General features: G+C 69.9%; 21 protein-coding genes and 1 pseudogene. 15 read left to right on the top strand and 7 right to left on the bottom strand.

The genetic code is table 11. From position 1 onward, the window contains the following. Both AWC19_RS23485 and AWC19_RS23490 read right to left on the bottom strand, forming a co-directional pair. Entirely contained in the window at positions 1-1,761 is a 1,761-nt protein-coding gene (locus AWC19_RS23485; protein ID WP_085080491.1) for an N-acyl-D-amino-acid deacylase family protein, read from the bottom strand. A gap of 139 nt (positions 1,762-1,900) precedes the next feature. After that, positions 1,901-2,278, bottom strand: coding sequence for an STAS domain-containing protein (locus AWC19_RS23490; protein ID WP_085080492.1), 378 nt, complete (start codon positions 2,276-2,278; stop codon positions 1,901-1,903). Positions 2,279-2,683: 405 nt separating this feature from the next. On the opposite strand from AWC19_RS23490, the gene AWC19_RS23495 reads away from it, so the two are divergent. The 11 genes from AWC19_RS23495 (at position 2,684) to AWC19_RS23545 (ending at position 15,108) form a co-directional block, all read left to right on the top strand. Continuing rightward, positions 2,684-3,811, top strand: coding sequence for a catalase family peroxidase (locus AWC19_RS23495; RefSeq protein ID WP_276043439.1), 1,128 nt, complete (start codon positions 2,684-2,686; stop codon positions 3,809-3,811). Beyond that, the gene (locus tag AWC19_RS23500) at positions 3,808-4,404 is read left to right on the top strand and encodes a cytochrome b (RefSeq protein ID WP_085080494.1); all 597 of its coding nucleotides are present in this window, start codon (positions 3,808-3,810) and stop codon (positions 4,402-4,404) included. Before AWC19_RS23495 ends, AWC19_RS23500 begins: the two co-directional genes overlap by 4 nt. A gap of 120 nt (positions 4,405-4,524) precedes the next feature. Beyond that, positions 4,525-5,154, top strand: coding sequence for a cysteine hydrolase family protein (locus AWC19_RS23505; RefSeq protein ID WP_085080495.1), 630 nt, complete (start codon positions 4,525-4,527; stop codon positions 5,152-5,154). 211 nt (positions 5,155-5,365) lie between these two features. Beyond that, on the top strand, positions 5,366-6,259 hold the full coding sequence (locus AWC19_RS23510; protein WP_085080496.1) for a fructose bisphosphate aldolase: 894 nt from the start codon (positions 5,366-5,368) through the stop codon (positions 6,257-6,259). A gap of 28 nt (positions 6,260-6,287) precedes the next feature. Further along, positions 6,288-8,513, top strand: a complete 2,226-nt coding sequence (locus tag AWC19_RS23515) for an acyl-CoA dehydrogenase family protein (RefSeq protein WP_085080497.1) — start codon at positions 6,288-6,290, stop codon at positions 8,511-8,513. A 309-nt stretch (positions 8,514-8,822) separates the two neighbouring features. Continuing rightward, complete coding sequence (locus AWC19_RS23520) at positions 8,823-10,160, top strand: amidohydrolase family protein (protein WP_085080498.1); 1,338 nt, start codon at positions 8,823-8,825, stop codon at positions 10,158-10,160. A 2-nt stretch (positions 10,161-10,162) separates the two neighbouring features. Beyond that, entirely contained in the window at positions 10,163-12,496 is a 2,334-nt protein-coding gene (locus tag AWC19_RS23525) for a CaiB/BaiF CoA-transferase family protein (RefSeq protein WP_085080499.1), read from the top strand. Between the two features lies 1 nt (position 12,497). Next, positions 12,498-12,827 (top strand): hypothetical protein, encoded by a 330-nt coding sequence (locus AWC19_RS23530; RefSeq protein ID WP_085080500.1) that lies wholly within the window; start codon positions 12,498-12,500, stop codon positions 12,825-12,827. A gap of 79 nt (positions 12,828-12,906) precedes the next feature. Further along, the gene (locus AWC19_RS23535; protein WP_085080501.1) at positions 12,907-14,031 is read left to right on the top strand and encodes a thiolase family protein; all 1,125 of its coding nucleotides are present in this window, start codon (positions 12,907-12,909) and stop codon (positions 14,029-14,031) included. Continuing rightward, the gene (locus tag AWC19_RS23540; RefSeq protein WP_085080502.1) at positions 14,028-14,447 is read left to right on the top strand and encodes a Zn-ribbon domain-containing OB-fold protein; all 420 of its coding nucleotides are present in this window, start codon (positions 14,028-14,030) and stop codon (positions 14,445-14,447) included. Before AWC19_RS23535 ends, AWC19_RS23540 begins: the two co-directional genes overlap by 4 nt. A gap of 7 nt (positions 14,448-14,454) precedes the next feature. Then, positions 14,455-15,108, top strand: coding sequence for a MarR family transcriptional regulator (locus AWC19_RS23545; protein ID WP_085080503.1), 654 nt, complete (start codon positions 14,455-14,457; stop codon positions 15,106-15,108). Here the strand turns inward: AWC19_RS23545 and fadD1 are convergent. Continuing rightward, a complete protein-coding gene (gene fadD1 / locus AWC19_RS23550) occupies positions 15,047-16,684 on the bottom strand; it encodes a fatty-acid--CoA ligase FadD1 (RefSeq protein ID WP_085080504.1) in 1,638 nt (545 codons plus the stop codon). The two genes, AWC19_RS23545 and fadD1, sit on opposite strands and share 62 nt — an antisense overlap. Beyond that, positions 16,681-17,442, bottom strand: coding sequence for an SDR family NAD(P)-dependent oxidoreductase (locus tag AWC19_RS23555; protein WP_085080505.1), 762 nt, complete (start codon positions 17,440-17,442; stop codon positions 16,681-16,683). The genes fadD1 and AWC19_RS23555 overlap by 4 nt, the downstream gene beginning before the upstream one ends. Positions 17,443-17,621: 179 nt before the next feature. On the opposite strand from AWC19_RS23555, the gene AWC19_RS23560 reads away from it, so the two are divergent. Then, the gene (locus tag AWC19_RS23560) at positions 17,622-18,332 is read left to right on the top strand and encodes an SDR family oxidoreductase (RefSeq protein ID WP_085080506.1); all 711 of its coding nucleotides are present in this window, start codon (positions 17,622-17,624) and stop codon (positions 18,330-18,332) included. A gap of 132 nt (positions 18,333-18,464) precedes the next feature. Here the strand turns inward: AWC19_RS23560 and AWC19_RS23565 are convergent, their stop codons facing one another. After that, complete coding sequence (locus AWC19_RS23565; protein WP_085080507.1) at positions 18,465-19,295, bottom strand: alpha/beta fold hydrolase; 831 nt, start codon at positions 19,293-19,295, stop codon at positions 18,465-18,467. Positions 19,296-19,361: 66 nt separating this feature from the next. Here AWC19_RS23565 and AWC19_RS23570 point away from each other — a divergent pair, with 66 nt between their 5' ends. Continuing rightward, entirely contained in the window at positions 19,362-19,970 is a 609-nt protein-coding gene (locus AWC19_RS23570; RefSeq protein WP_085080508.1) for a TetR/AcrR family transcriptional regulator, read from the top strand. Between the two features lie 15 nt (positions 19,971-19,985). Here the strand turns inward: AWC19_RS23570 and AWC19_RS23575 are convergent. Continuing rightward, a pseudogene (locus tag AWC19_RS23575) lies at positions 19,986-20,927 on the bottom strand (CE1 family esterase). A gap of 75 nt (positions 20,928-21,002) precedes the next feature. On the opposite strand from AWC19_RS23575, the gene AWC19_RS23580 reads away from it, so the two are divergent. Then, positions 21,003-21,482 carry a MarR family winged helix-turn-helix transcriptional regulator gene (locus AWC19_RS23580; RefSeq protein WP_085080672.1) on the top strand — a complete coding sequence of 160 codons (480 nt, stop codon included), beginning with the start codon at positions 21,003-21,005 and terminating at the stop codon, positions 21,480-21,482. A 13-nt stretch (positions 21,483-21,495) separates the two neighbouring features. Beyond that, positions 21,496-21,765, top strand: coding sequence for a DUF4242 domain-containing protein (locus tag AWC19_RS23585; RefSeq protein WP_085080509.1), 270 nt, complete (start codon positions 21,496-21,498; stop codon positions 21,763-21,765). Positions 21,766-21,770: 5 nt separating this feature from the next. Here the strand turns inward: AWC19_RS23585 and AWC19_RS31300 are convergent, their stop codons facing one another. Next, positions 21,771-24,692: a helix-turn-helix transcriptional regulator gene (locus tag AWC19_RS31300; RefSeq protein WP_085080510.1), complete on the bottom strand. Its 2,922-nt coding sequence runs from the start codon at positions 24,690-24,692 to the stop codon at positions 21,771-21,773. Positions 24,693-24,816 lie beyond the last annotated feature (124 nt).

Genomic DNA, 24,816 nt, shown 5'->3' on the forward strand with positions numbered 1-24,816 from the left:
CTAACGCGCTCCGCGCACCAGCCGGCCCGGACGGGCCCCGGTGTCGGCATCGTGGCGGCGGGTCACCGTTCCGCTGACAATGGTGGCCGCGTAGCCGCTCGCGCCCTGCAAGATGCGGCGCCCGCCGGCCGGCAGGTCGAAGGCCATCGCCGCGGGGTGCAGCCGCAGGGCGTCCATGTCGATCACGTTGAGGTCGGCCTTCTTGCCGACCTCGATCGTGCCCCGGTCGGTCAGGCCGAACAGGTGGGCGGTGTCGCGGGATTGCTTGCGGATCACGTGTTCCAGCGACAGCTTCTCGCCGCGCTTGCGGTCGCGCGCCCAATGCGTCAGCAGGAAGGTGGGATACGAAGCGTCGCAGATCATTCCGCAGTGGGCGCCGCCGTCGGACAGGCCCAGCACGCCGGCCGGGTGCGTCAGCATTTCCCGGATCGCGTCGCAGTTGCCGTCGGCGCAGTTGTACAGCGGCAGCATCAGCATGGCCGTCGCGTTCCGCTCGAGCATCAGGTCGTACAGCGTCGACAACGGGTCTTCGCCGCGGGCTTCGGCGATGGCCGCCACGGTGCGGTCGGGGGTGGGCTCGTAGTCGGGCGGATCACCGAGCGCGTACAGCCGCCCCAGCGAGTGCTGCACCAGGGCGAACATCCCGTCGAATAACAGCGTCGGGTCGGCGGGCAGGTCGTCCTCGGACAGGATCGCGGCCTTCACCGCCGGGTCGGCGAGGCGCTCCGCCAGCTCCTCGCGGCCGCATTCGGCCTGCAGCCTGCGATAGGTGGGCCGGTGGGTGAAGCCGTGATGGCCCTGAAATCCGATCATCATGCCGAACGGCCGGGCCGCGACCTGCGGATACAACCGGCTGCCGGCCGCATGCGCCTCGGCGGAAAGGTCCATCATTTCGCGCCACAGCGTGGGGTCGGCGTCGACCTGGATCAGGGCGAACGACACCGGCCGGTCGATTTCGCCGCTCAACCGGCGCATCCAGTCCAGTTCCTTCTTAGGGCCGATGATGTCCTCGCCCGCCGCGCCTTGCGGCGCCAGCTCGAACACCGCCTGACCGCCGGCGGCCATCGCCCGCCCGAGCCCGAACAGCTCGTCCTCGGCCGCGAACGTGCCGGGTACCGGCTCGCCGTCCATCGCGCGGTGCCCCATCGTGCGCGACGTCGAAAAGCCCAGCGCCCCAGCCTCGATCGCCTCGGTGACCAACCGGCCCATCGCCTCGATGTCCTCGGGGGTCGCGGGCTCGTTGCGGGCGCCGCGCTCCCCCATCGCGTAGGCGCGGATGGCGCCGTGGGCGACCTGGCTGCCGACGTCGACCGCGAACTTCTGCTTGCCGATCGCGTCGAGGTACTCGGGGTAGGTCTCCCAGCCCCAGGTGATGCCCTCGGTCAGGGCGGTGCCGGGGATGTCCTCGACGCCCTCCATCAGTTCGATCAGCCACTGCTCGGTGCCGGGCCGCACCGGGGCGAAGCCCACGCCGCAGTTGCCGGTGACGATCGTGGTGACGCCGTGGCCGCTGGACGGCTCCAGCAAACCGTCCCAGGTCACCTGGCCGTCGTAGTGAGTATGGATGTCGACGAAGCCCGGGGCCACCACATGCCCTGTGGCGTCGATGGTTTCGGCCGCCTCGCCCGCCATCTCCGGGTCGCCGGCGGCGCGGCGGGCGATGTCGGCGATCTTGCCGTCTTTGATGCCGATGTCGGCGCGATAGCGCTCCGCGCCCGTGCCGTCGACGACGGTTCCACCGATGATCTTCAGGTCGAACATAAAACTCTCCTTGCCGCCGCCGCGCCGGATTACGCTACTTGGAGTAGCGTAACTCCTGCCGCGGGCAGGGCAATAGGTTCGGCCGAATTTTCAAGAACAGCCGCGACAGCAGGTGCCGCCGGGCGCCAGTCGGACGTCGCTACTGATCGGCGATGCCGCTCAGCGCGTCGTCGAGAGAGCTGTAGATCGACAGGACGCTGTCCAAGCCCATGAGCTTGATCGGCCTGCTGGTGGCCGCGCCGTTGGCGACCACCGCGAACTTGGTGGGCGGGGTGACCTCGGCCTGCGCCGTCACCAAGACGGTCATGCCGGCCGAGGCGAGAAAGCCCACGTCGGACAGGTCGACGATCAGCGCCGGGGGCGCGGCGGTCGACGCCGTCTGGATGGCCTCGGCCAGCTGCGGCGCGCTGAGCATGTCCACTTCACCCGAGACGCTCAGTACGACCGCCTGGTCTACCTGGTGTTTCCCAACCTCGAAGGCCGTCGGGTCGACCGCGTCACCGGATTGTTCGACCATGCTTACTCACATTCATCCCTTGTCGGTCACCGACACGTCAGACGGCCGATGGTTGGGCCCGGGCTGTTGACTCAACCCACAAAAGGCGCTTCGTACCGCGGAACCAATCCATCGATTCTGCACCGCCGGGCGAAGGTGGTTAGCCGCGCGTGTTTACTCGATGGTAAGTCACGCGGAAATAGGCACATGCGGCAGTGGGCCCGGCCTGGGCGCGCGGTCCGGGCGGCGTCGCGCCCGCGGCGGGTAATCCGACTGAACCAACTCGCCCCCCGCCCCGTGGTCCGGGCGTGCGCGACGGTCGCCGCCAGAGTTGCGCGCGCCACCAGCCCGTGGGTGAATCGCCTCCGCCGAGTTCGTTCCGGGCTGCGCGGCTTGGCCCCGAAAACGCCGGAGAGGACGGTGGGCATGGAGCCCGTTGATCAGGATGGCCAACAGGACGAAACACCAGGCGGCACCGAACATCCCCGCCGCTTCGCGTTGACCCGGAGGAACGCGTTGCTCGGCATGGGCGCGGTCGCCGGATTCGCCGCGGTGGACGTCGGTGGATTCGCCTACGCGGGCGGGTGGCTGCGGCCCGACAACCCGCTCACGCCGCCGCGGTTCGCCGACCGTTTCGAACACGTATACGGCCGCCACGCCGGTTTCCGGCGAAATCACGCCAAGGGGCTCAGCGCCACGGGATCGTTCGCGAGCACCGGCGCGGGCGCGGCCATCTGCCGGGCGGCGGTCTTCCGGGAGGGCACCGTCGACGTCGTCGGCAGGTTTTCGCTCGGTGGCGGCCTGCCGGACCAGGCGGACAAACCCGAGACCGTCCGCGGCTTCGGATTGCTGTTCGACGCGGGCGCCCAGCAATGGCGCACCGCAATGGTCAACGTGCCGGTCTTCACCGACAGCACGCCAGAGGGGTTCTACGAACGCCTGCTCGCGTCCAAACCCGTCCCGGGGACCGGGAAGCCCGACCCGCAGAAGATGGCCGCGTTTCTCGATCGCCATCCCGAGACCGCCGCGGCGATGAAGATCATCAAGCAGTCGCCGCCGAGCGCGGGGTTTGCGGACAGCACGTTTTACGGGCTGAACGCCTTCTGGTTCACCAACAGCGCCGGCGCCACCGTGCCCGTGCGCTGGGCCGTGGTTCCGCAGGACGCCGGCGGCGCCGGTGCGCCGGGGCCGTCCCGCGGCAAGGACTTTCTTTTCGACGACCTGATCCGCACGCTGGCCCAGCGCCCGCTCAAGTGGCGGCTGATTCTGACGGTGGGTGAGCCCGGCGACCCGACCCATGACGCCACCAAACCGTGGCCGCGATCGCGGCGCACCATCGACGCCGGGACCGTCACCATCACGGCCGTGCACACCGAGGAAGAGGGCAACGCGCGCGACATCAACTTCGACCCGCTGGTGCTGCCCGACGGCATCACGCCGTCCGACGATCCCCTGCCCGCGGCGCGGTCGGCGGTGTACGCCCGCTCCTTCACGCGCCGCGCCGAAGAACCCAAGTCGCCGAGCGCGGTCAACGTGGCGCGGGTGCTGTCATGACCAACCAGACAAACGAAACGCCCACCACCCCAACGCGTTTCGCCCTGCCGTCGCGGATCCTGCACTGGTTGATGGCGCCGATGGTGATCGCGCAGCTGCTCATCGGGGTGATCATGATCGCGTCGCTGACCTACCACCCGCTGCTGCTGGCCATCCACCGGCCGCTGGGCATCGTGATCCTGGTGTTCGCGGCGGTGCGCTTGGCGAACCGGTTGACGCACCGGCTGCCGCCCTTTTTGGCCACCATGGGCCGCGCCGAACGCCGCATCGCGACCTGGTCGGAGTACCTGCTCTACGCCCTGTTGCTCGCGCAGCCCCTGATCGGGTGGGCGATGCTGTCGGCGGCGCGGTTTCCGGTCATCCTGGCCGGACCCCTGCAACTGCCCGGCATCGCCCCGCACGACGTCGACGTGTATGGGGCGCTGCGCCGGGCCCACGACGTCGGCGCCCTGCTGCTTTTTCTGACCTTCACCGCGCACGTCTGCGCGGTGCTCTTCCATACCCTCGGCCTGCGTGACCGGCTCCTCGATCGCATGGCCCTGTGGCCCACCACACCCGGTGGCCCGCAGCAACGTGACGAAGCCCAGGCCTGAAAATCCCGGCGCGCCCCGCTCGCTGCCGCAGGCGCCGGGGCTCCCCTTCGCTTTGGCGGCTGGACCGCTAGGGGCCGCCCGGGGTTTTCGTAGTCGTTTGCACCCGGGTGTCATGCGAACATGACCCACGTGACGTACCCGAACGACCCGACCGGTCTTGTGGTCATCGACCCGTACAACGACTTCATCTCCGAGGGCGGGAAAGTGTGGGATCGCCTGAAGGGCGTCGCCGAGGCCAACCGGTGCGTGCCGCACATGCGCCAGGTCCTCGATGCCGCGCGCGGGTCCGGCATCCGGGTGTTCTACGCGTTGCACCGCCGTTATCGCCCCGGCGACTACGAGGCCTGGAAGTACGTCGCGCCGATTCAGAGGGCGGCGTGGTCGCGCAGGACGTTCGAATACGGGACCTGGGGCGGCGAGCTGCATCCCGACTTCCAGCCGCAACCGGGCGACATCGTCGCCCAGGAGCACTGGTGTTCCAGTGGTTTCGCCAACACCGACTTGGATCTGCTGCTCAAGAGGCACGGCGTCCGGCGGCTCATCGCCATGGGCCTGATAGCGCACACCTGCCTGGAGGCGACCGTCCGCTTCGGCGCCGAGCTTGGCTACGACGTCACTGTGGTCAGGGACGCGACCGCGAGCTACTCCGACACCGAGATGCACGCCGCGCTCGAGGTCAACATCCCGAACTACGCCAGTGCCATCCTCACCGCGGACGAAGTCGTCGACGCGCTGCGCCAACAGCGGTAGCGTCTGAACATGCTGTTCGCGGCCTTCGCGACCTGCGGCTTGGGCGAGCGCCTGGGCGCCACGGGGATCAGCGACGCGGTCGGACGGCCGGAGGTTGGCGTCGAGTGACCGGGCACCTGTTTGCTGCCGCGATCGGACGAATATGATCGGCACGATTCGAGCTTGACGGTGCACCGTCACCGACAGTGCCACGAGGGAGTGGGGAAGTTCCATGCCGAACCAGCAGCAAGCCGACCGGATGACGTCGGGCAAGGGGTTCATCGCAGCGCTCGACCAGAGCGGCGGCTCGACGCCGAAGGCACTGCGCTTGTACGGCATCGAGGACGGCGCCTACTCCTCGGAGGAGGAGATGTTCGACCTCATCCACCAGATGCGGTCGCGCATCATCACCTCGCCGGCGTTCACCGGCGACCGGGTGCTGGCCGCGATCCTGTTCGAGCAGACGATGGACCGGGAGATCGCGGGCGTGCCGTCGACCAGCTACCTGTGGGAAACCAAGGGCGTGGTGCCCATCCTCAAGATCGACAAGGGACTGGCGGAGTCGTCCGACGACGTGCAGCTGATGAAGCCGATACCGGGCCTGGACGAGCTGCTAAAGCGGGCCGTGAGCAAGGGCGTGTTCGGCACCAAGGAGCGCTCGGTGATCGGTGGGGCCAACCGCAAGGGCATCGCCGCGGTGGTGGCCCAGCAGTTCGAGCTGGCCCATCAGGTGCTCTCCCACGGCCTGGTGCCCATCATCGAACCCGAGGTCACCATCTCGATCTCGGACAAGGCGGCGGCCGAGAACATTCTGCGCGACGAGATCACCCAACAGCTCGAAAACGTGCCCGACGGTCAGCGGGTCATGCTCAAGCTGAGCCTGCCCACCGAGGTGAACTTCTACCGTCCCCTCATCGAGCACCCGAAGGTGATGCGGGTGGTCGCCCTCTCGGGCGGCTACTCCCGCGAGGAGGCCAACGAGCTGCTGGCCAAAAACACCGGGTTGATCGCCAGCTTCAGCCGCGCGCTCACCGAGGGACTCACGGTCGACCAGTCCGACGAGCAGTTCAACGCCACGCTGGACAAGGCGATCCAGTCCATCTACGACGCCTCCGTCGCCGGCTGAGGCGGCGCGACCGCGCCGGGAGGCCGTCATGCCGCTGGGCCTGACCGCAGAGCAGCGGGACCTCAGTGACGCCGTAGCCAAGTTCGCGGGCCGGCACGCGCCGATCGCCGCGACCCGCGACAGTTTCGACGCGCTAGCCAACGGCCGGCTCCCCCAGTGGTGGGATGCGCTGGTGACCAACGGGTTTCATGCCGTGCACCTGCCGGAACACCTCGGCGGCCAGGGCGGGCGCCTGCTGGACGCGGCGTGCGTGCTGGAGTCCGCGGGCAAGGCGCTGCTGCCCGGACCGTTGCTTCCGACGGTGACGGCGGGAGCCGTTGCCCTGCTGGCGGATCCGACGCCGGCGGTCGAATCACTGGTGCGCGATCTCGCAGCCGGCGCGCCGGCCGCGGTCGTGCTTCCCGACGGCGGCGACTTCCACGCGCGCGCCGATGGGCAGCGCTGGGTGGTCAGCGGCGCCTCCGACGTCACCGCCGGCGCGCGTTCGGCCCGGGTGATCCTGGCCCCGGCCCGCACCCCGGGCGATGACTTGGTGTGGGTGCTCGTCGAAACCGGGCGGCCCACGGCCACAGTGGAATCCGTATTCGGAACCGATCTGGTGACCGACGTCGGGACCCTGCGACTCGACGAATACCGCGCCACCGAGTCCGAAGTGCTCGTCGGCATCGACGCGGAGCGCGCCGCCTGCGTCGCCGTCGCGCTGGTGGCCAGCACGACGGCCGGCATCGTGCAGTGGTGCGTCGAGGCGGTCACCGAGCACCTGCGGATCCGCGAACAGTTCGGCAAGGTGATCGGCACCTTCCAGGCGTTACAGCACAGCGCCGCAATGCTTTTGGTCAACAGCGAGTTGGCCGCCGCGGCCGCCTGGGACGCGGTGCGCGCCGCCGATGAAACCCTCGACCAGCACCGGCTCGCCGCCGCCGGGGCGGCGGTGATGGCGATCTCGCCGGCGCCCGAGCTGGTGCTCGACGCGCTCACCATGTTCGGCGCCATCGGCTTCACCTGGGAACACGACGTGCACCTGTACTGGAGGCGGGCGACCAGCCTGGCCGCGTCCGTCGGCCCGGCAAGCCGATGGGCGCGACGCCTGGGCCAACTGAGCTGCACCCGGCAACGCGACATGTCCGTCGACCTCGGCGACGCCGAATCGGGATTTCGCGCGTGGGTTGCCGAGACGCTGGATTCGGCGCTGACGCTCCGCAACGACCAACCGGGCCGGCAGGGCGACTACGAAGAGTTCGCCACCGGACCGCAGCGCACCGCGATCGCCGCCGCCGGGTTGATTGCGCCGCATTGGCCCTCGCCGTGGGGCATCGATGCGGGTCCCCTGCGACAGCTGATCATCGACGAGGAATTTGGCAAGCGGCCCGCCCTGGTCCGGCCGTCCTTGGGCATCGCGGAGTGGATCCTGCCTTCGGTGCTCCGCGCCGCGCCAAAGGAATTGCAGGAGCGCCTGATTCCGCCGACGCAGCGCGGCGAGCTGGCGTGGTGCCAGCTGTTCAGCGAGCCGGGCGCGGGATCCGACCTCGCGGCGTTGACCACCCGCGCGACCAAGGTCGACGGCGGCTGGACGATTAACGGCCACAAGATCTGGACGTCGGCCGCCCACCGCGCCGACTATGGCGCGCTGCTGGCGCGCACCGACCCCAGCGCCAGCAAGCATCGCGGCATCGGCTACTTCATCATCGACATGCGATCGCCCGGCATCGAGGTCCAGCCGATCAAGACCGCGACCGGTGCGGCGCACTTCAACGAGGTCTTCCTCCACGACGTCTTCGTCCCCGACCACATGCTGCTGGGCGCCCCGACCGACGGCTGGAACCTCGCCATCGCGACCATGGCCGAAGAGCGTTCGGCCATCAGCGGATACGTCAAATTCGACCGGGCGGTCGCGCTGCGCGCACTCGCGAGGGAGCCGGGGCCGGAACGTGACGACGCGCAGCGCGCGCTCGGCGAGCTCGACGCCTACGCCAACGCCATCAAGGCCCTCGGCGTGCGGGAGACCATCCGGTTGCTCGACGGCCAAGCGTCCGGGCCGGCGTCCAGCATAGCCAAGGTGGCGATGAACGTGCTGCTGCGCCGCACGTTCAAGGCCACGCTCGAGCTCACCGGGCGGGCGGCGATGGTCGCCGACACCGATCCGCCGATCGTGGAGCCGTACCTGCACCTGCCCGCCGAGCTCCTCGGTGGCGGCACCAGGGAGATCCAGCTCAACATCATCGCCCAGATGATCCTCGGGCTGCCCCGAAAGTAAGGCGTCGTCGGTGCGTTCTCGCGTTGTCGTCGAGAAGCGACGATAAGCGGGGATTGAACGAGAATCGCGGCCCCTGCGCGCCGCGCCCGTCGGGGCACGGGACAAATGGACTAATAGTCAGTAAATGCGGGGCCGATGCTGGGCCTCGGTCGGCTTCGTTCTCGTTTCGGGATCTACGCACGACTACCCGAAGCCGGCTGCGAAATCGGCTTCCGCCGCGGTACGAACCGCCCCGAACGCCGGCACGCCGGCGTTGACACTGTGACGTAGACCATTGTCTACTAGTCCTCGAACCGAGGGAAGTGCGGCATGAACAAGGACGAGCTGATCCTGATCAGCGTGGACGACCACATCGCCGAGCCCGCCGACATGTTCGACGCGCACGTCCCCGCCAAGTACAAGCACCTCGCGCCCCGGGTGGTGATCGAGCCCGACGGGGTCCAGCAGTGGTACTACGGCGAGGTCCGCGGGCGCAACATGGGGCTCAACGCCGTGGCGGGAAAGCCCCGCGAGATGTACAACATCGACGCCTCACGGTACGACGAGATGCGGCCGGGCTGCTTCAACGTCGACGAGCGGATCCGCGACATGAACGCGGGTGGGCAGCTGGCGGGTCTGAACTTCCCGAACTTCACCGGCTTCTCGGGTCAGGTGCTCAACCAGGGTCTCGACCGCGACGTCAACCTCGTCATGATCAAGGCCTACAACGACTGGCACGTCGACGAATGGTGCGCGGCCTACCCGGGCCGCTTCATCCCGTGCGGCATCCTGCCGCTCTTCGACGTGGCCGAGGCGGCCAAGGAAGTCAAACGGCTGGCCGGCAAGGGCTGCCACGCGGTGACGTTCTCCGAGAACCCGGAAGCCTTGCAGATGCCCAGCATCCACACCAGGTATTGGTATCCGCTGTTCGAGGCGGTCTGCGAGAACAACACGGTGCTGTGCACCCACGTCGGCTCGGCGTCGCGGTCCCCCCAGGTGTCCACCGACGCGCCGCCCAGCGTGCAGATGACGGCGTCGTCGATGATGAGCATGTTCACGTTCACCGAGCTGATCTGGGCCGAGTTCTGGGCGGATTTCCCCCAACTCAAGTTCTCGCTCACCGAGGGCGACGTCGGCTGGATTCCGTACTTCCTGTGGCGCGCCGAGCACGTCTACAACCGGCACTCGGGCTGGACTTTGGCGAAGTTCCCGCCCGGCTACAGCGGCCCCAGCGACGTGTTCCGGCGCCACTTCTACACCTGCTTCATCAGCGACAAGGTCGGCGTGAAAAACATGGACTGGTTCAACGAGGACATGCTGTGCTGGGAATCCGACTTCCCCCACTCGGACAGCAATTGGCCGTTCGCCCCCGAGGACGTCATCGAGACCATGGGGCATCTCGACGACTCGGTCATCGACAAGATCACCTACGAAAACGCCATGGCGGCATACTCGTTCGACCCGTTCCGGTACATCCCCAAGGAGCACGCGCGCGCCGGGTACCTGCGCTCCCAAGCCACCGACGTCGACGTCGTCACCCATGTCGGCCGCCGGGCCGGCCAGCGTGACCGCGACGCCTGGACGCGGATGACGCAGTTCGCGCAGCAGGCGCAGGTGACGGCCGAGGTTGCCGGCATCGCCGGACGTGCGACCACCCTGGGCAACTGAGCGTGGTCGCCCGGGCGCCGTTCGCGGACTGGCGGGTGCTGGAGCTGTCGAACGGGATCGCGGCGTCCTACTGCGGCAAGATGTTCGTCGACGCCGGCGCCGACGTCGTGAAAGCCGAATCCGCGCAGGGTGATTCGATGCGGCGCTGGTCGGCCGGCGGACCGGCCGGTGCGCTGTTCGGCTACCTGGCGGCGGGCAAGAGGTCGGTGAACGACCCCGCGCAGACCGCGGCGCTGCTGGCCGGCGCGGACATCGTCGTCACCGACCTGACCGACGGCTGGAGCCTCGACGGCATCACGAGCCACACCGCCTCCTCGGCGGTGGTCGTCGCGGTGACGCCGTTCGGGACCACCGGTCCATACGTCGACGAGAAGGTGGTCGCCAACGAGTTCATCCTGCAGGCGTTGTGCGGGTCGATCGCGGGGCGGGGATGGCCCGACGACGAGCCCGTCCAGGCGGGTGGGCGGCTCGGCGAATGGCTGGCGGGCACCGTCGCCGCGGCGGTCGCCGCCGCGACCGCTCGGCACGCCTTCCGGACCGGCCGCGGCGAGGTCGTCGACGTCTCGACGTTCGAGGCGATGGTCATCGCGATGGGTGGCCTGTCGACCATGTCGGCCAGCGTGCTGGGCGCGGATTCCCTTCTGTACCAACGCAGCCTGGAGCTGCCGTCGATCGTTCCCACCGCCGACGGCATGGTCGGCTTCTGCACCATCACCGCGCAGCAGTTCTCCGACTTCCTGGTGATGATCGATCGCGCCGATTTGGTCGACGACGCCGAGCTGGCGTCGTTCACCGGCCGCGTCGCGCGCCGCGACGAGTTCCTCGGCATGGTCACGCAATGGACCCGATCGCGCACCACGGGCGAGATCGTCGACCTCGCGGTGGCGTTCCGCATCCCGGTCGCCCCCATCGGCGCCCCGGCAACGCTGCCGAAGGTCGACCACTTCGTGCAGCGCGGCGTGTTCGTCGAATCGGAGCCGGGGGTGCTGCAGCCGCGGGTGCCGTATCGCAGCGACGCCATCGCGACCCGCCCACCCGGCCGGCCGCCAGCGCTCGGCGCGGACAACGGGTGCGTCCACTGGCCGGCCCGGCCGCGGTCCGCCGCCGAGTCGGCCGCCGACGGACTTCCCCTGTCCGACATACGGATAACCGACCTCACCGCGTTTTGGGCCGGCCCGGTCGCCACTCAATTCCTCGGCGCCCTGGGGGCCGACGTCATCAAGGTCGAGGGCGTGCGCCGCCCCGACGGCATGAGGTTCTCCGCGGGCCGCCCACCGGACTGGGATCAGTGGTGGGAGTGGGGACCGGTGTTCTTGTGCAGCAACAACAACAAGCGCGGCATCAGCGTCGAACTGAGCACGAACGCGGGGCGGGACGTCGCGTTAGAGCTCATCGCCGCAAGCGATCTGGTCATCGAGAACTTCTCACCGCGGGTGATGGGCAACTTCGGGCTGACCTGGGACGCCGTGACCGCGGCCAACCCGCGCGCCATCATGGTGCGGATGCCGGCGTTCGGGCTCGACGGCCCCTGGCGCGACCGCGTCGGCTTCGCGCAGACTATGGAGCAGGCGACGGGAATGGCGTGGATGACCGGCCATGCCGATGGGCCACCGGTGATCCCGAGGGGCGTGTGCGACCCGATCGCCGGCCTGCATGCCGCGTTCGCCGCGATCGCGGCGCTGGCGATCCGCGACCGCACCGGGACCGGCATGCACGTCGAGTCGACCATGGTCGAGTCGGCGCTCAACGTGGCCGCCGAGATGGTGGTGGAGTACTCGCGCAACGGAATCGAGCTGCGCCGCAACGGAAACCGCGGCCCCGGCGCCAGTCCCCAGGGCGTCTACGCGTGTCAGGGCGACGACGAATGGGTGGCGCTGGCCGCGATGGACGACGCCGCCCGCGCCGCGCTGGGCGGGCTGCTCGGCGCCCCCGCCTGCGGCCCGGACGAGTCGGCGTGGCGCGAAAGGGCCGACGAGATCGACAAGCTCATCGCGGACTGGGCCGCGCGACGCCCGGTGGCCGCGGCGGTGGACGCCTTGCGCTCGAGCGGGGTGGCGGCGGCGCGCGTCACCGCGCCGGCGGCGCTGCTGACCGACCCGCAACTGGTGGCGCGCGGGTTCTGGGAACGGGTCGACCATCCCGTCGCCGGCTCGTTCTTGTGCACCGGGATGCCCTTCGCGTTCGCCGGCAGGCCGCGGCGCTGGATTCACCGGGTGCCGCCGCTGTACGGCCAGCACACCGGCGAGGTGCTGACCGGCCTTCTGGGACGCGGCCACGACGACCTGGCCCGGTTGCGCGCCGCGGGCGTCACCGGCGCGCGGCCGGCGGGGCTGTGACATGGCGGTCACGCTGTGCGTGCCACCCCGCGCCGGCGAGCTGTGCGCGCCGGTCCGCTTTCTGGTGCGACAAGATTCCGTGGTGATGGAGCTGACGGCCCGCCACCGCATCACCGGCGTCGAGTGGGACGAGGCGGAACGCGCGGTGGCGATGCTCGTCGAGATCACCGATCCCCAGACGGCGCGGCCGATCGACGTGCGCATCGACGTCGTCGAGGCGGGCGCTCCGCGCGCCGACCCGCGGGCCACCAGGATCGGAACCGTCGAACGCGACGGGCGCGAATTAGACGTCGTGGGCACCTATCTCGGGGTGGTGGCCTATGAAAACTAGCCCGGAAACTAGCCCGGAAACTAGCCCGAAAACTAGCCCGCGAACCAGTCGCCGGACGCCCACCGCGGCCATCGTCGGCGTGCACAACACCCGGCAGGCGCGCCGTCTCGACGGCGAAACCTCACAAAGCCTGGCGCTCAACGCCATTCGGGGCGCCCTCGACGACGCCGGCCTGACCCTCGACGACGTCGACGGGATCAGCGCCGCCCCGATGTCCACCGCGCTGATCTACGACCTGCGCCTCGGCCCCGCCTGGCAGGGCGTGGCCTTCGGGCTGGGCATGATCACCGAGGCCGCCGCCGCGATCGAGCACGGCATGGCCGACGTCGTCGTGCTGGTCGCAGCCCAAGCGGGCGAATACCGCGATCACGAGGCCACCGCGCCGTGGACCAGACCCGAGAACGAATTCGTCGCGCCCTGGGGAATGTTCACCGCCGCCGAGTTCGCGCTGATCGCCCGGCGACACATGCACGTCTACGGAACGACGCGCGAACAGCTTTCCGTCGTCGCCGCGACCATCCGCAACAACGGTTCGCGCAATCCGGAAGCCGTTTACTACCAACGCGGGCCGTTCACACCCGACGACATCACCGCGTCCCGGCCCATCGCCGACCCGTTTCATCTGCTCGACTGCGCCACCACCTCCGAGGGCGGCTGCGCCCTGGTCGTGGCCAACCTCGACAAGGTGGACGTCGCGAGCCGGCCGGTCTACGTGTTGGGCGGCGGCGCGGACTTTCACGGCCCGTCCTACCAGCACCCCCCGGGGTGGGACCTCGCCGGTCGCCGCGGCGATCACGTGAACGGGGTGGTCGGCCGCCGGGCCGCCGATCGGGCGTTCGCCCACGCCGGGCTGCGCCGAGACGACGTGGACGTGCTGGAGCTCTACGATCCGTTCTCCTTCGAAATCATCCGCCAACTAGAGGCTTTCGGGTTTTGCGGCGACGGCGAGGGCGGACCCTTCGTCGCCGACGGCCACATCGCCATCGGGGGCAGCCACCCGATCACCACCGACGGAGGCACGATGTCGTTCAGCCACGCGGGGTCCAACCCGCAGATGATGCAGCGAGCGATTCGAGCCGTCCAGCAGTTGCGCGGCCAGGCCGGTGATTTGCAGGTGCCCGACGCGCATGTGGCGCTGTGCAGCAACGGCGGGGCGGGCGCGCTGTTCACCACGGTGCTGATCCTCGGGGACCAGCCACGATGAGTTCGCCGTTGCGGCCCCAGAGCGGTCCCGTGCCCCACGCCAGCACGGCGCTCAGCCTCCCGTTCTGGCAGGGCTGCCGATCCGGCGAACTGCGGTACCAACGCTGCGAGACGTGCGGCTCGGCCAACTTTCCGCCGACGGAGCACTGCCGCCAATGCCTCTCGGCCGACTTGCGGTGGACGCGCAGCGGCGGTGTGGGCGAGGTCTACAGCTGGACCGTGGTGCACCGGCCGGTGACGGCCGGGTTCTCGCCCCCCTACGCGCCGGCGATCGTCACCCTGGACGAGGGCCACCAGATGCTGACCAACATCGTCGGCGTGGCCCCGGAGGAGCTGGCGATCGGAATGCGCGTGCGCGTGCAATTCCACGCCGTCGACGGCGATCTGGCCCTGCCGTATTTCACCGCGTCGAAGTAGCCATCCCATGAGTTCCGCCCGCACCGGCAACGCCCTGCCGATCACCGCCTACCTCGTCCTGGGCGTGCTGGCGGCCACCGACGAACGGCTCACCGCCGGCGAGATCAAGATGCGCGCCGAGCTGTCGGTCGGCCACTTCTACTGGTCGCCCTCGGTGAGTCACGTGCGGCGCGAACTGAACCGGCTGCTGGCGCGGGGGATGGTCAGCCAGACCGCGGCGCAATCGGGCAAGCGCGCCATCACCCTATACGAGACAACGGATTCCGGGATCGACGCGCTGCGCCGGTGGGTCCAACACTTTCCCGGTCAGGACCGGGTCGTCATCAAGCATCCGGTCATCCTCAAGACCTGGCTGTCCCGCGGCGAGGATCCCGAGCGGGTCATCGACACGCTGGACCGGCATCTCGAGGCGACCCGGGCGCGGCTCGACGAGGCGCTGTGGTCGCGGCAGCGGTCCCGGGACCTCGGCATCGTCGACGACCCGGGCCAGCGTTTTCCGCTCGCCGTCCTCGACTACGCCATCCGCGGACTGTATGCGGAAATCTCCAACATCGCCCAGCTGCGCGACGAGATCGCCAAAGGCACAGCGAGGGATCCCGTCACGCGGGTGCGGCGGGCGAAGGGGCAGATTCGGCGCCGGGCACCGCGAGGCCCGGGCTAGCGATCCGGTATGCGGTGCCGCGTTCCGCGCGCTCCCAAAGGATTTCGCTCGGGCCCACCGCCGTGCCCTCGGCGATCAGCTGGCGCTTGAGCACCTTGTGGGTCGCCGTGGTGGGCAGGTCGGCGGCGATGCGGACGTAGCGCGGGCGGGCCTTGGGTGACAGGTCGGGCTGCGCGTCGAGGAACGCTTCGAATTCATCGGCATCGAGCGTGCCGCCGTCGTTGAGGACGATCGCGGCCATCACCTGATCACCGACCCGCTCGTCGGGGACGGCATAGACCGCCGCGCGGTTGATCGCGCCGTGGCGCAACAGGATTCGCTCGATCGGCGCCGCCGCCAGGTTCTCGCCGTCCACCCGCATCCAGTCGGCGGTGCGGCCGGCCAGGTAGATCCACCCGTCGGCGTCGCGGTAGGCGAGGTCGCCCGACCAGTACATGCCGTGCCGCATGCGCTCGGCGTTCGCTTCGGGATCGTTGTAGTAGCCGGTGAAGAAGCCCGATCCGGCCGTGTTGACCAATTCGCCCACGGCCTCGTCGGCGTTGAGCAGCGCCCCGTTGGCGTCGAAGCGCGCGACGGCGCACTCGGTGACGGTCTCGCTGTCGTACACCGCGACACCCTCGGCGCCCCGCCCGATCGAGCCCTTCGGGGTTCCGGGTTCCCTGATCACGATGACGGCGTTCTCGGTCGAGCCGAACCCGTCCTCGACCTGAACGCCGAAACGGCGCGCGAACTCCTCAATGTCCTTGTCGTTGGCCTCATTACCGAAGGCCACCCGCAGCGGGTTGTCCGCGTCGTCGTCTCGTTCGGGGGTGCCGAGTATGTAGGCCAGCGGCTTGCCGACGTAGTTCATGTAGGTGGCGCCGTAACGGCGGATGTCGGCGAGGAAGTTGCTCGCCGAGAATTTCGCCGGCACGATCGCGGCACCGGAGGCCACCGCCGGCGCCCAACCGGCGACCACGGCGTTGGAGTGGAACAGCGGCATCGACACGTAGCAGACGTCGCGCTCGGTGAGCCCGAAGCGCCCGACCAGGCTGACCCCGGCGATGGTGGCCATCAGGTGGGACACCTGCACCGCCTTGGGGTTTCCGCTGGTTCCCGAGGTGAAGATCATCATGAACGCGTCGGTCGCGGTGACCCCGCGATGGGGGGCCAGGTCGCCGGCGCCCGCGACGAACCCGGACCATTCCGGTGCGGAGGTGTCCAGGATCCGCGCTTGCCCGAGGTCCAAACCCTCGAGAAGCCCCCGATGTTCGGCGTCGGTCACGACGAACTGGCAATCCGCTCGCCGCACGTCGGCGGCCAGCGCCGCACCGCGCCGGGTGGTGTTCAGCCCGCACAACACGTAGCCGCCGAGGCCCGCCGCCGCCATCTGGGCCAGCATCTCGGGGGTGTTGCCGAGCAGGGCGCCGACGTGCATCGGCCGGTCTGTGTCGGCGGCCGCAAGCAAAGCGGCGGCCCGCGCCGTCGACTTCGCCAGGTACTCGCGCCAGGTCCAGCGCAGGTCCTCGTGCACCACGGCAACCGCGGGGTCGGACAAGCGCTTTCGCAGCAGCGCCTGGATCGTGTCGCCGGTCATCCGCCGACCATCATCAGGCCGCCGTCGACCGCCAACAGCTGGCCGGTGATGAAGCCGGAGCCCGGCCCGGCCAAAAAGACGAGCATCGGTCCGAGGTCGCGGGCGGGGTCACCCAGCGTCCCGCCCAGCGGGATCATCATCTGCATCTGCTGGTCGATCAGGGCGCCGGCCTCCGGACCGAGAAATTCCCGCAGTCGCTCGGCGCCGGCCGTCTGCACCGCCGGGGCCAGGGCGTTGACCGTCACGTTGTCGGCGCCCCAGGCCTTGGCGGCGGATCGGGTCCACGCCTGCACCGCGCCCTTGGTCGCGGCGTAGACAGCCGAAATCGGGCTGCCCATAACGGCTTCCGAGGACCCGAAGTTGATGATCTTGCCACCCTTGGGGTCTTGGTCCTTCATCACGGCGTAGGCGGCCTGATTGGTCAAGATCGTCGCCTTGACGTTGGTGTCCAACAGAAACGAGATGTCATCGACGCCGATGTGGCCCGGTATCCCCGCCTGCCACAGGCCGGCGGCGTGCACCAGGACGTCCAGGCCGCCCAGGTGCTCGACCGCTTGGCGCACCATGGCCGAGACCGCGTCCGCGTCGCGCACGTCGCACCGCAGCCACGCGGCCTCCAGGCCGTCCGGCGGTGGAGTCCGGTGGTAGGTGGCCGCGACCTCGGCCCCGGCCGCGGCAAGGGCCCCGACGGCGGCCGCGCCGATACCGCTGGCCCCGCCGGTGACCAGGATCCGTCGGCCTTGCAGCGCGTCTTGCATGATCGCGAGCCTAACGCGACCGAGGAATGCCGCCCGACCCGTCGCCGCGGCGTTTCGCTGGCGTCGCTTTTTGTGGGAAATACGGCTGATGAACCGGAACTGCGCGGATCACCCGGATGTTGGATCTCGCGGCGGCAAGACCCGCCTACCAGTTTCATCGCCACACGGAAGGGACTTTGATGGGATCGCGACGAGTGTTGATCACCGGTGCATCGAAGGGCATTGGCCGCGCGGTCGCCGACCGGCTTGCCACCGAAGGCTATGAGCCGATCGGCATCGCCCGGACCGCTCGGCCCGACTTCCCCGGGCCCTTTCATCAGGTCGACTTGGCCGACCGCGCGGCCACGGCAGCGACGTTGCAGAGCGTCATCGACGCCGGCCGGGTCGACGCGGTGGTGAACAACGCCGGTTTCGCCCGCTTCGGGGTCATCGGTTCGATCGACGAGAACGACCTCTTCAGCACCTATGACCTCAACGTGCGCACCGCGGTTCAGGTCACCCAGGCCGCGCTGCCGGGCATGCGCGCCGCGGGCTGGGGGCGCATCGTCAACGTGACGAGCCTGACCACCTTGGGCACACCCGAGCGCACGCCGTACGCCGCCGCGAAGGCCGCACTCGAGGCGTGCACCCGGATCTGGGCCAAGGAACTGGCCTCGACCGGGATCACCGTCAACGCGGTGGCCCCGGGGCCCACCGAAACCGAGATGTACCGCCAGCGCAGCCCCGTGGGCTCCGAGCGCGAGGCCGGGCTGCTGGCCAGCATCCCGCTCCAGCGGGTTGCCACGCCGGCCGAGATCGCGCACGCCGTCTGCTTTCTGCTCGACGAGCGCGCCGGATACATCACCGGTCAGATACTGCGCGTGGACGGCGGCGGCAGCATCGCCGCATGAGCACGGCCGCCGCGGTTTCAGCGGCGCGCGCGCCGGCACCGTGAAAAATGCAGTGCACCAACGCCTTGACGAAATCCTCCGTCGGCGGTTGGTCGGCCCGCAGCTGCCCTCTGGCCTTGGCCCTCGGGGTCGTCAGGCGGGCACCGCGATCGTCGAAAGCAGGTCGGCCAGCCGCTCCGGCTGGTCCAGCATGGAGAACGTCCGCGCTCCCTGGATGACCTCGAGGCGCGCGTTCGGGATGGCGGCCGCCAACCGTTCGCCATCCCCGAGTTGGAAGAACACGTCGTCGGCCGACCAGGCCACGAGGGTGGGCTTGACGAATTCGGGCAGCCGGGCGGCGACGCCGGTGGTGACCTCGGTGCGCAGCGACAGCGTGAATTGGCGCAGGTCTTCGGCGATGGCCGGATCGGACAGGCCCGGGCGCACCCACTCCTCGGTGAGCGCGTCGATGTTGCTGTGCGCCAGGCCGTCGAACGCGCGCTTACGCGCGGCCGGTGCCCGCATCGCCTGGGCCACCGTCCGGAACACGGCCTTGGACTTGGCCGCCAAAATCACCGGCTTGAGGATGGGCGGCGGAAAGTGTTCGAAGGCATCGCAACTGGTGAGCACGAGCGCGCCGAGCCGCTCGGGATGGTGCACGGCCACCAGCTGAGTGACGACCCCGCCGGTGTCGTTGCCGACGAGCACGACGTCCTCGAGGTCGAGCGCCGCCAGTGTGTCGGCGACGATGCCGGCCACCCCGGCGATGGTTCGGTCGGCGGCGGGGCGCAGCGCTTGTGGGTGCGCGCCCAGCGGCCAGGTCGGGGCGATGCAGCGCAGGCCACGATCGGCCAGTAGCCGGCTGACCTTGCGCCACAGCTGGCCGCCCATCATGTATCCGTGCACGAAGACGACGGGCCTGCCGTCCTCGGGGCCGGTTGCTTCGTAATGGATGGTTCCGGCATTAATGTCGATCGTCGACATAGCTGCTCTCACTTTCGAGATACACTTAAAAACAGGCTGTCTGTTCGTAAGTTACCAACAGGATGCATGGAAAGCAAGAGACGGACCCAGGAAGAGCGCTCCGCGGCGACGCGTGACGCGCTGATCTCGTCCGCGCGCAAGCTTTGGGGCGCGCGGGGCTACGCCGAGGTGGGCACGCCCGAGATCGCGGCGGCCGCGGGTGTCACCCGCGGCGCCATGTATCACCAATTCGCCGACAAGGCAACGCTTTTCGGGGCGGTCGTCGAGGCCGTGGAGCAGGACGTGATGGCCCGGATGGCCGGCATCGTGGCCCGGTCGGGGGCGGGCTCGCCCGCCGACGCGATCCGCGCCGCGGTCGACGCCTGGCTCGAGGTTTCCGGCGACCCCGAGGTGCGTCAGCTGATCCTGCTCGACGCGCCCAGCGTGCTGGGCTGGGCCGCCTTCCGCGACGTCGCCCAGCGCTACAGCCTGGGCATGACCGAACAGCTGCTGGCCGAGGCCATCAAGGCGGGCCAGCTGGCCGATCAGCCGGTTCGGCCGCTGGCCCACGTCCTGATCGGCGCTTTAGACGAGGCGGCCATGGCCATCGCCACCGCCGACGACCCGAAACGTGCCCGCCGGGAGACCGGCGAGGTGCTGCACCGGCTCATCGACGCGATGCTGAGCGAACGCTGATCGGGCGCGCGTCGCTCAGCGGTGGTTCTGGGTGAAGAACGCCCAGATCGTGTCGGTGGCGTTCAGGGCCGTCGAGGGGGCGGGGATCCCCGCGACCTCCGTCAGCGGGCTGGGCTCGCCGCCCGGCCACTGATGGCCCGCGCCGGCCACCGAGATCAGCTCCACGGTGCGCCCCTCCGGGCACCCGGCCGCCTGGGTGGTCACGCTGCCGGCGGTGTTCGAGGTCGGCGGACCGCACGCGTCGATCGACCGCCAGGTGGCGTTGACCGATTCCACCGACGGGCCGTCCACGCGCGGATTGCCGTTGATCGCGAACGCTTTCCCGGGTCCGCCGTTGTAGGGGACGCGGTCGTCGGCGGTGCCGTGGATCTGCAGCACCGAGGTGGGCCGCGCGTGGGAGCAGTCGGTCAGCAGCGTGCCGGCCACCGGGGCGATCGCGGCGAAGGTGTCGGTCTGGCATCCCAGCCGGAGCGCCATCATGGCGCCGTTGGACATGCCGGTGGCATAGACACGCGCGCGATCGACGGGCATCTCCTGCTCGATGGCGCCGACCATGGCGGTGATGAACCCGACGTCGTCGACGTCGTCGCGCTGCGGTTGGCCACAGCACGTGCCGGCGTTCCAGGCGCGGTTGAGGCCGTCGGGATAGGCGACCAGGAAGCGCCCGGTGTCCGCCTAGCTGTCCCAGTGGTAGGCACGCTCGGCCTGCGCGCCGCTGCCGAAGCCGCCGTGCAGCATCACCACGAGTGGCACCGCATCGCTCAGCCCCCGCGGGCGGTACAGGTGAAACGTCCTGCCGACCCCACCGACCTGGATGGTCTGGGTGGACTGGCCGTCCGGGATCGGTTGCGCGCCAGGGGCTCCCGACGCGTACCTGCCGCCGAGGCAGCCGCCGACCGTGACGGCCAGTATCGGCAGCAGGCAGGCGACCAGTAAACGAGCGAAGCGAGATCGCATGAGGCCATCGTGGCAGCCGCGGCCCACTTTGACAAGCAACTTGTCAAAGTGGCGCGGGGTGGCACACTCATGACCATGAGACGGCTTGCGGACGCCGAGTGGGAACCGACCGTCCCGGCGCTGGTCAATCTGGTGGCCGCGTCCGGGGCGCCCCGGTTGCGGGCGGCCTTCGCCGCTGCCGGCCTCGACGGGATCCGCCCGGCACAGGCCGTCGCCCTGGTGCCGCTGGTGGGCGGGGGCCTGCACGCGTCGGACCTGGCCGACCGGCTGGGCGTGAGTCGGCAGGCGGTGGCCCAGGCGGTGGCGGCGCTGGAGCGGCATGGCTACGTCACGCGGGTGCCCGATCCCGTCGACGCCCGCGCCCGGATCATCGAGCTGACCCCGCGCGGCCGGCAAGCGCTGCGCGTCATGCGTTCCAATGCAATCGATTTGGAGAGACGGTGGGAACGGGTCCTGGGGCGGAAGCGACTGGGCGAGCTGCGCGAGACCTTGCAGGCACTACTCTCCAGCGAAACATCGGAAGCGGACGGCGTAGGTTCGACCCCAAGGCAATGAAGAGGAGTCCGTCGTGCCCATATTCATGGTCGAGCGAACATTCGCCGAGGAACTGGAGCCGAACTTCGAGATCGCCGACGGCATCAATCGGATCAACGACCAGGTGGGCGTCCGCTGGCTGTATTCGTTTTTGTCGGCGGACAAACGAAAGACGTACTGCCTCTACGAGGCGCCGTCGCCGGAGGCCATCCGGACCGCCGCCGCGCGCGCCGGCCTGCCCGCGGACGTCGTCATCGAGATGAGCGACCGCGTCACGCCCGACGGCGCCCTGTCCGACATCTGAGGAGCTCAGCCCAGCAGCTCGTGGTCGGCCGCATACATCGCCGCCTGGGTGCGGTTCGCGGCGCCCGTTTTGACCAGGATGTTGCGCACGTGGTTGGCGGCCGTGTTCGTGCTGATGAAGAGGCGTTCGCCGATCGCCCGGTTGCTCAGCCCCTCGGCGAGCAGCCGCAGCACCTCGACCTCCCGCTCGGTCAAACCGTCCGGGCCCTCGGCACCCGCCGCCGGCAACGAATCGACCAGTGCCACAACGCGTTTCTGGCCGATCGGCGCCGCGACGGCGTGGGCCTCGTCGGCCAGGCGCCGGGCCTCCTCGGTGCGGCCCCGCGACGCCGCGAACAACGCGTAACGGGCCAGCGTCTCGCTGACGTGAACCACCGAGCCCATCCGGCGATCCATCTCGAGCGCCGCGCCGAACCAACGCTCGGCCGCGTCGCCGTCCCCGTCGAGCGCCGCCATCCTCGCCAGATACCGGTCGGCGCTGCCGAACAGCGCGACGAACTGCCCGGCCACCAGGTTCTTGCCGGCGTAGCGGGCGACGAACGGGCGCAGCGCGCGCAGCGCCTCCCGGTTGCCCAGCTCCAGCGCCGCCTCGACCATGAAGACCAGCTCCATGGGCCACTGGGCCTCGTTGGTCCGGTCGCCGAGGTTGCGGTTGAGCAGGTGATTGAGCGCGCGCGTCATGCCGGCTTCGCAGTCGAGCTCGGTATACAGCGCGAGCAGCCCGGGCACCCAGCGGCCCGCGAACGTCTCGGTGCCGTCGACGAATCCGGCGAATCGGCTCAGGTCCGCCGTTTCGCGTCGGATCATGAACATCTGCACCCCGTTGGAGCCCTCGGTGTCATCCGCGTCGAACGTATCGCCGGTGCGCAACGCGATGTCGGCCCACCGTTCGGCCCCGGCGAAATCGCCGCGCAGGTAGGCCAGCGCCTGCTCGACGCACGCGCCGACGAAACCGAACACCGGTTGTCCGCAGGCCTGCCCCGCGCGGCGCATGTCGGCGGTCGACGCGGCCAGGTCGTCGGGCCGGCCGGCCAGATAGCTGACCATGGCGCGAAAGTGCGCGGCCGCCCCCAGCACCTCGTAATCGCGGCGCGCCAACGCCATTCGCGACACCTCGGCCGAACGCTCCGCCTGGACCTCGCACAGCTCCGGCGTGAGCCCGTGCCACAGGCTGGTCTTGAGGGTGTGCATCAGCACCGCCGGATCGTTGGCGCCTCGCGCGAGGTCGATCGCCTGGTTGCTGACCTCGCGCGCCCGGGAAGCCTCGCCGGCGAAGGCCAGCGCGCGCCCGAAACTGCCGAGCGCCTGCACGTAGTGCGGGTCGTCGACATCCAGTCCGCAGGATTCCAGCGCCGACGCCAGCAGGTCGGCCGCCCGCGAATCGGACTGCCCGCGACGCCAATTCGCCTCCTCGTAACCGATGGCCGCCCCCAGTCGGATCAGCGGCTCGTCCATCGTGCTGAGGCGTTCGTAGATGGCGTGCGACCGCGCGAAGTCGCCGGCGCGCACGTGGTTGGCCGCCGCATCGAGGTCGAGCCGGGCCCGATCGGTGCGGCTGATCTCGGGCAGCGACGACGCCCGCTCGAACCACCTGGCCGCGTCCTCGTAGGCCAGGCTTTGTTCGGCCATCCGGGCGGCCTGGTGCGCGTACCGCAGCGCCTGCGCGTGGTAGCCGAGCACGTGCGCCCGCAGGTAGTGGTTGGCCAGGCGGGGAACGACCGACGGGTCCGTCCGGCCCTCGAGCGCGTCGGCGGCGCGCGCATGCAGGATCCGGAGCCGGGACGCCGCCAGCCCGCCGAGCACGGCCTCGCGGGTGAGCGCGTGCACGAACGCGAACTCGCCGTCGGAGTCCTGAACCGCCCGCACCAGCCCGACGGCCTCGGCCGAATCGATCGCGGCCAGCGTCGCGGTCAGGTCGCCCTCGCAGGTCGCGATCAGCGCGGGCAGGTCGAACGTTTCGCCGAGCACCGCCGCCTGCTCGATCACCGCCCGGACGCCGGCGCCCAGCCCGGCGAGCCGCAGGGCGATGGCATCGCCGATCGACGCCGGGACGGTGCGCTGCACGCTCAGCATGGCCAACCCGCCCCGCATTTCCAGGTCGTTGACGAGCTCGGTCAAAAAGAACGGGTTGCCGCCGGTCTTGTCGCGCAGCAGGGCCGCGGCCGTGCGCGCCGATGCGGGCGCCAGTTGTTGGGTGCGGCCCACGAATTCGGCGATCGCCTCGGTGTCCAGGCCCGCGAGGTCTAGCCGCCGCACCCCGTCGAACCGGTGCAGCTCGGCGAGCCGGGTGGCGAGCTCGTCGGAGCGGTCGGGCTGGGTGGTTCGGAACGTGGACACCACCAGCATCCGGACGTCGGCGCACGCGGTCAGCACGTGCTCGAGCATCGCCAGCGTGGGCAGCTGCGCCCAGTGCAGGTCGTCGAGGACGAGCGCTAGCGGCCGGTCGGCGGCCAGCCGGCGCAGGAAGCCGGTCAGGGCGTCGAAGAGAGCCTGCCGCGGCGAGCCGACCTCCGCCACGGGCTCGCTGTCGGGCAGATGCCGGTCGACGTGCGGGGACAGCCGCCGCAGCTGCGGTCCCACGCCGGCCAGCGGGCCGGCCATCGAAGCCGGCGGGGCGGCGCTCAGCAGGCGGTCCAGCGCCTCGGCGAACGGCGCGTAGGGAACGTCCTCGTCGGCCGTCGACCTGCCGACGAGCACGGCGACGCCGTGGTCGGCCAGCGTTCCGGCCACCTCGGCGGCCAGGCGGGTCTTGCCGGCCCCGGGCTCACCCCCGATGAACACGGCCTGGCGGTTGCCGCCCTCGACGCGCTCCCAGGCGCGTTCGAACGCGGCCAGCTCCGCGTCGCGCCCGACCAGCGGGCCGCGGCGACGTGCCAGCAATTCCGCCGGAAGCGGTGGCGGCACCCACTGGGCCGTGGGATCAGCCATGGGATCACCGTAATCGCGCACGTCTGGCCGGTCGATAGTCAGAACTGACTATCGTTGGGGGACCTCGGAAATGCCTTTTTGTGGTCATGACGCGGCGGCTCGGCGCCTCGTAGCGTTGCGGCAG

This window comes from Mycobacterium palustre (assembly GCF_002101785.1).
Lineage (GTDB): Bacteria > Actinomycetota > Actinomycetes > Mycobacteriales > Mycobacteriaceae > Mycobacterium > Mycobacterium palustre.

Excerpts from the sequence above, each read along its gene's own strand:
- AWC19_RS23540 (WP_085080502.1), top strand. The coding sequence starts at position 14,028 with ATGAGTTCGCCGTTGCGGCCCCAGAGCGGTCCCGTGCCCCACGCCAGC.
- AWC19_RS31300 (WP_085080510.1), bottom strand. The coding sequence starts at position 24,692 with ATGGCTGATCCCACGGCCCAGTGGGTGCCGCCACCGCTTCCGGCGGAA.
- AWC19_RS23500 (WP_085080494.1), top strand. The coding sequence starts at position 3,808 with ATGACCAACCAGACAAACGAAACGCCCACCACCCCAACGCGTTTCGCC.
- AWC19_RS23510 (WP_085080496.1), top strand. The coding sequence starts at position 5,366 with ATGCCGAACCAGCAGCAAGCCGACCGGATGACGTCGGGCAAGGGGTTC.
- AWC19_RS23490 (WP_085080492.1), bottom strand. The coding sequence starts at position 2,278 with ATGGTCGAACAATCCGGTGACGCGGTCGACCCGACGGCCTTCGAGGTT.
- AWC19_RS23545 (WP_085080503.1), top strand. The coding sequence starts at position 14,455 with ATGAGTTCCGCCCGCACCGGCAACGCCCTGCCGATCACCGCCTACCTC.
- AWC19_RS23495 (WP_276043439.1), top strand. The coding sequence starts at position 2,684 with ATGGAGCCCGTTGATCAGGATGGCCAACAGGACGAAACACCAGGCGGC.
- AWC19_RS23520 (WP_085080498.1), top strand. The coding sequence starts at position 8,823 with ATGAACAAGGACGAGCTGATCCTGATCAGCGTGGACGACCACATCGCC.
- AWC19_RS23530 (WP_085080500.1), top strand. The coding sequence starts at position 12,498 with ATGGCGGTCACGCTGTGCGTGCCACCCCGCGCCGGCGAGCTGTGCGCG.
- AWC19_RS23565 (WP_085080507.1), bottom strand. The coding sequence starts at position 19,295 with ATGTCGACGATCGACATTAATGCCGGAACCATCCATTACGAAGCAACC.
- AWC19_RS23505 (WP_085080495.1), top strand. The coding sequence starts at position 4,525 with ATGACCCACGTGACGTACCCGAACGACCCGACCGGTCTTGTGGTCATC.
- AWC19_RS23570 (WP_085080508.1), top strand. The coding sequence starts at position 19,362 with ATGGAAAGCAAGAGACGGACCCAGGAAGAGCGCTCCGCGGCGACGCGT.
- AWC19_RS23560 (WP_085080506.1), top strand. The coding sequence starts at position 17,622 with ATGGGATCGCGACGAGTGTTGATCACCGGTGCATCGAAGGGCATTGGC.
- AWC19_RS23485 (WP_085080491.1), bottom strand. The coding sequence starts at position 1,761 with ATGTTCGACCTGAAGATCATCGGTGGAACCGTCGTCGACGGCACGGGC.
- fadD1 (WP_085080504.1), bottom strand. The coding sequence starts at position 16,684 with ATGACCGGCGACACGATCCAGGCGCTGCTGCGAAAGCGCTTGTCCGAC.
- AWC19_RS23555 (WP_085080505.1), bottom strand. The coding sequence starts at position 17,442 with ATGCAAGACGCGCTGCAAGGCCGACGGATCCTGGTCACCGGCGGGGCC.
- AWC19_RS23580 (WP_085080672.1), top strand. The coding sequence starts at position 21,003 with ATGAGACGGCTTGCGGACGCCGAGTGGGAACCGACCGTCCCGGCGCTG.
- AWC19_RS23515 (WP_085080497.1), top strand. The coding sequence starts at position 6,288 with ATGCCGCTGGGCCTGACCGCAGAGCAGCGGGACCTCAGTGACGCCGTA.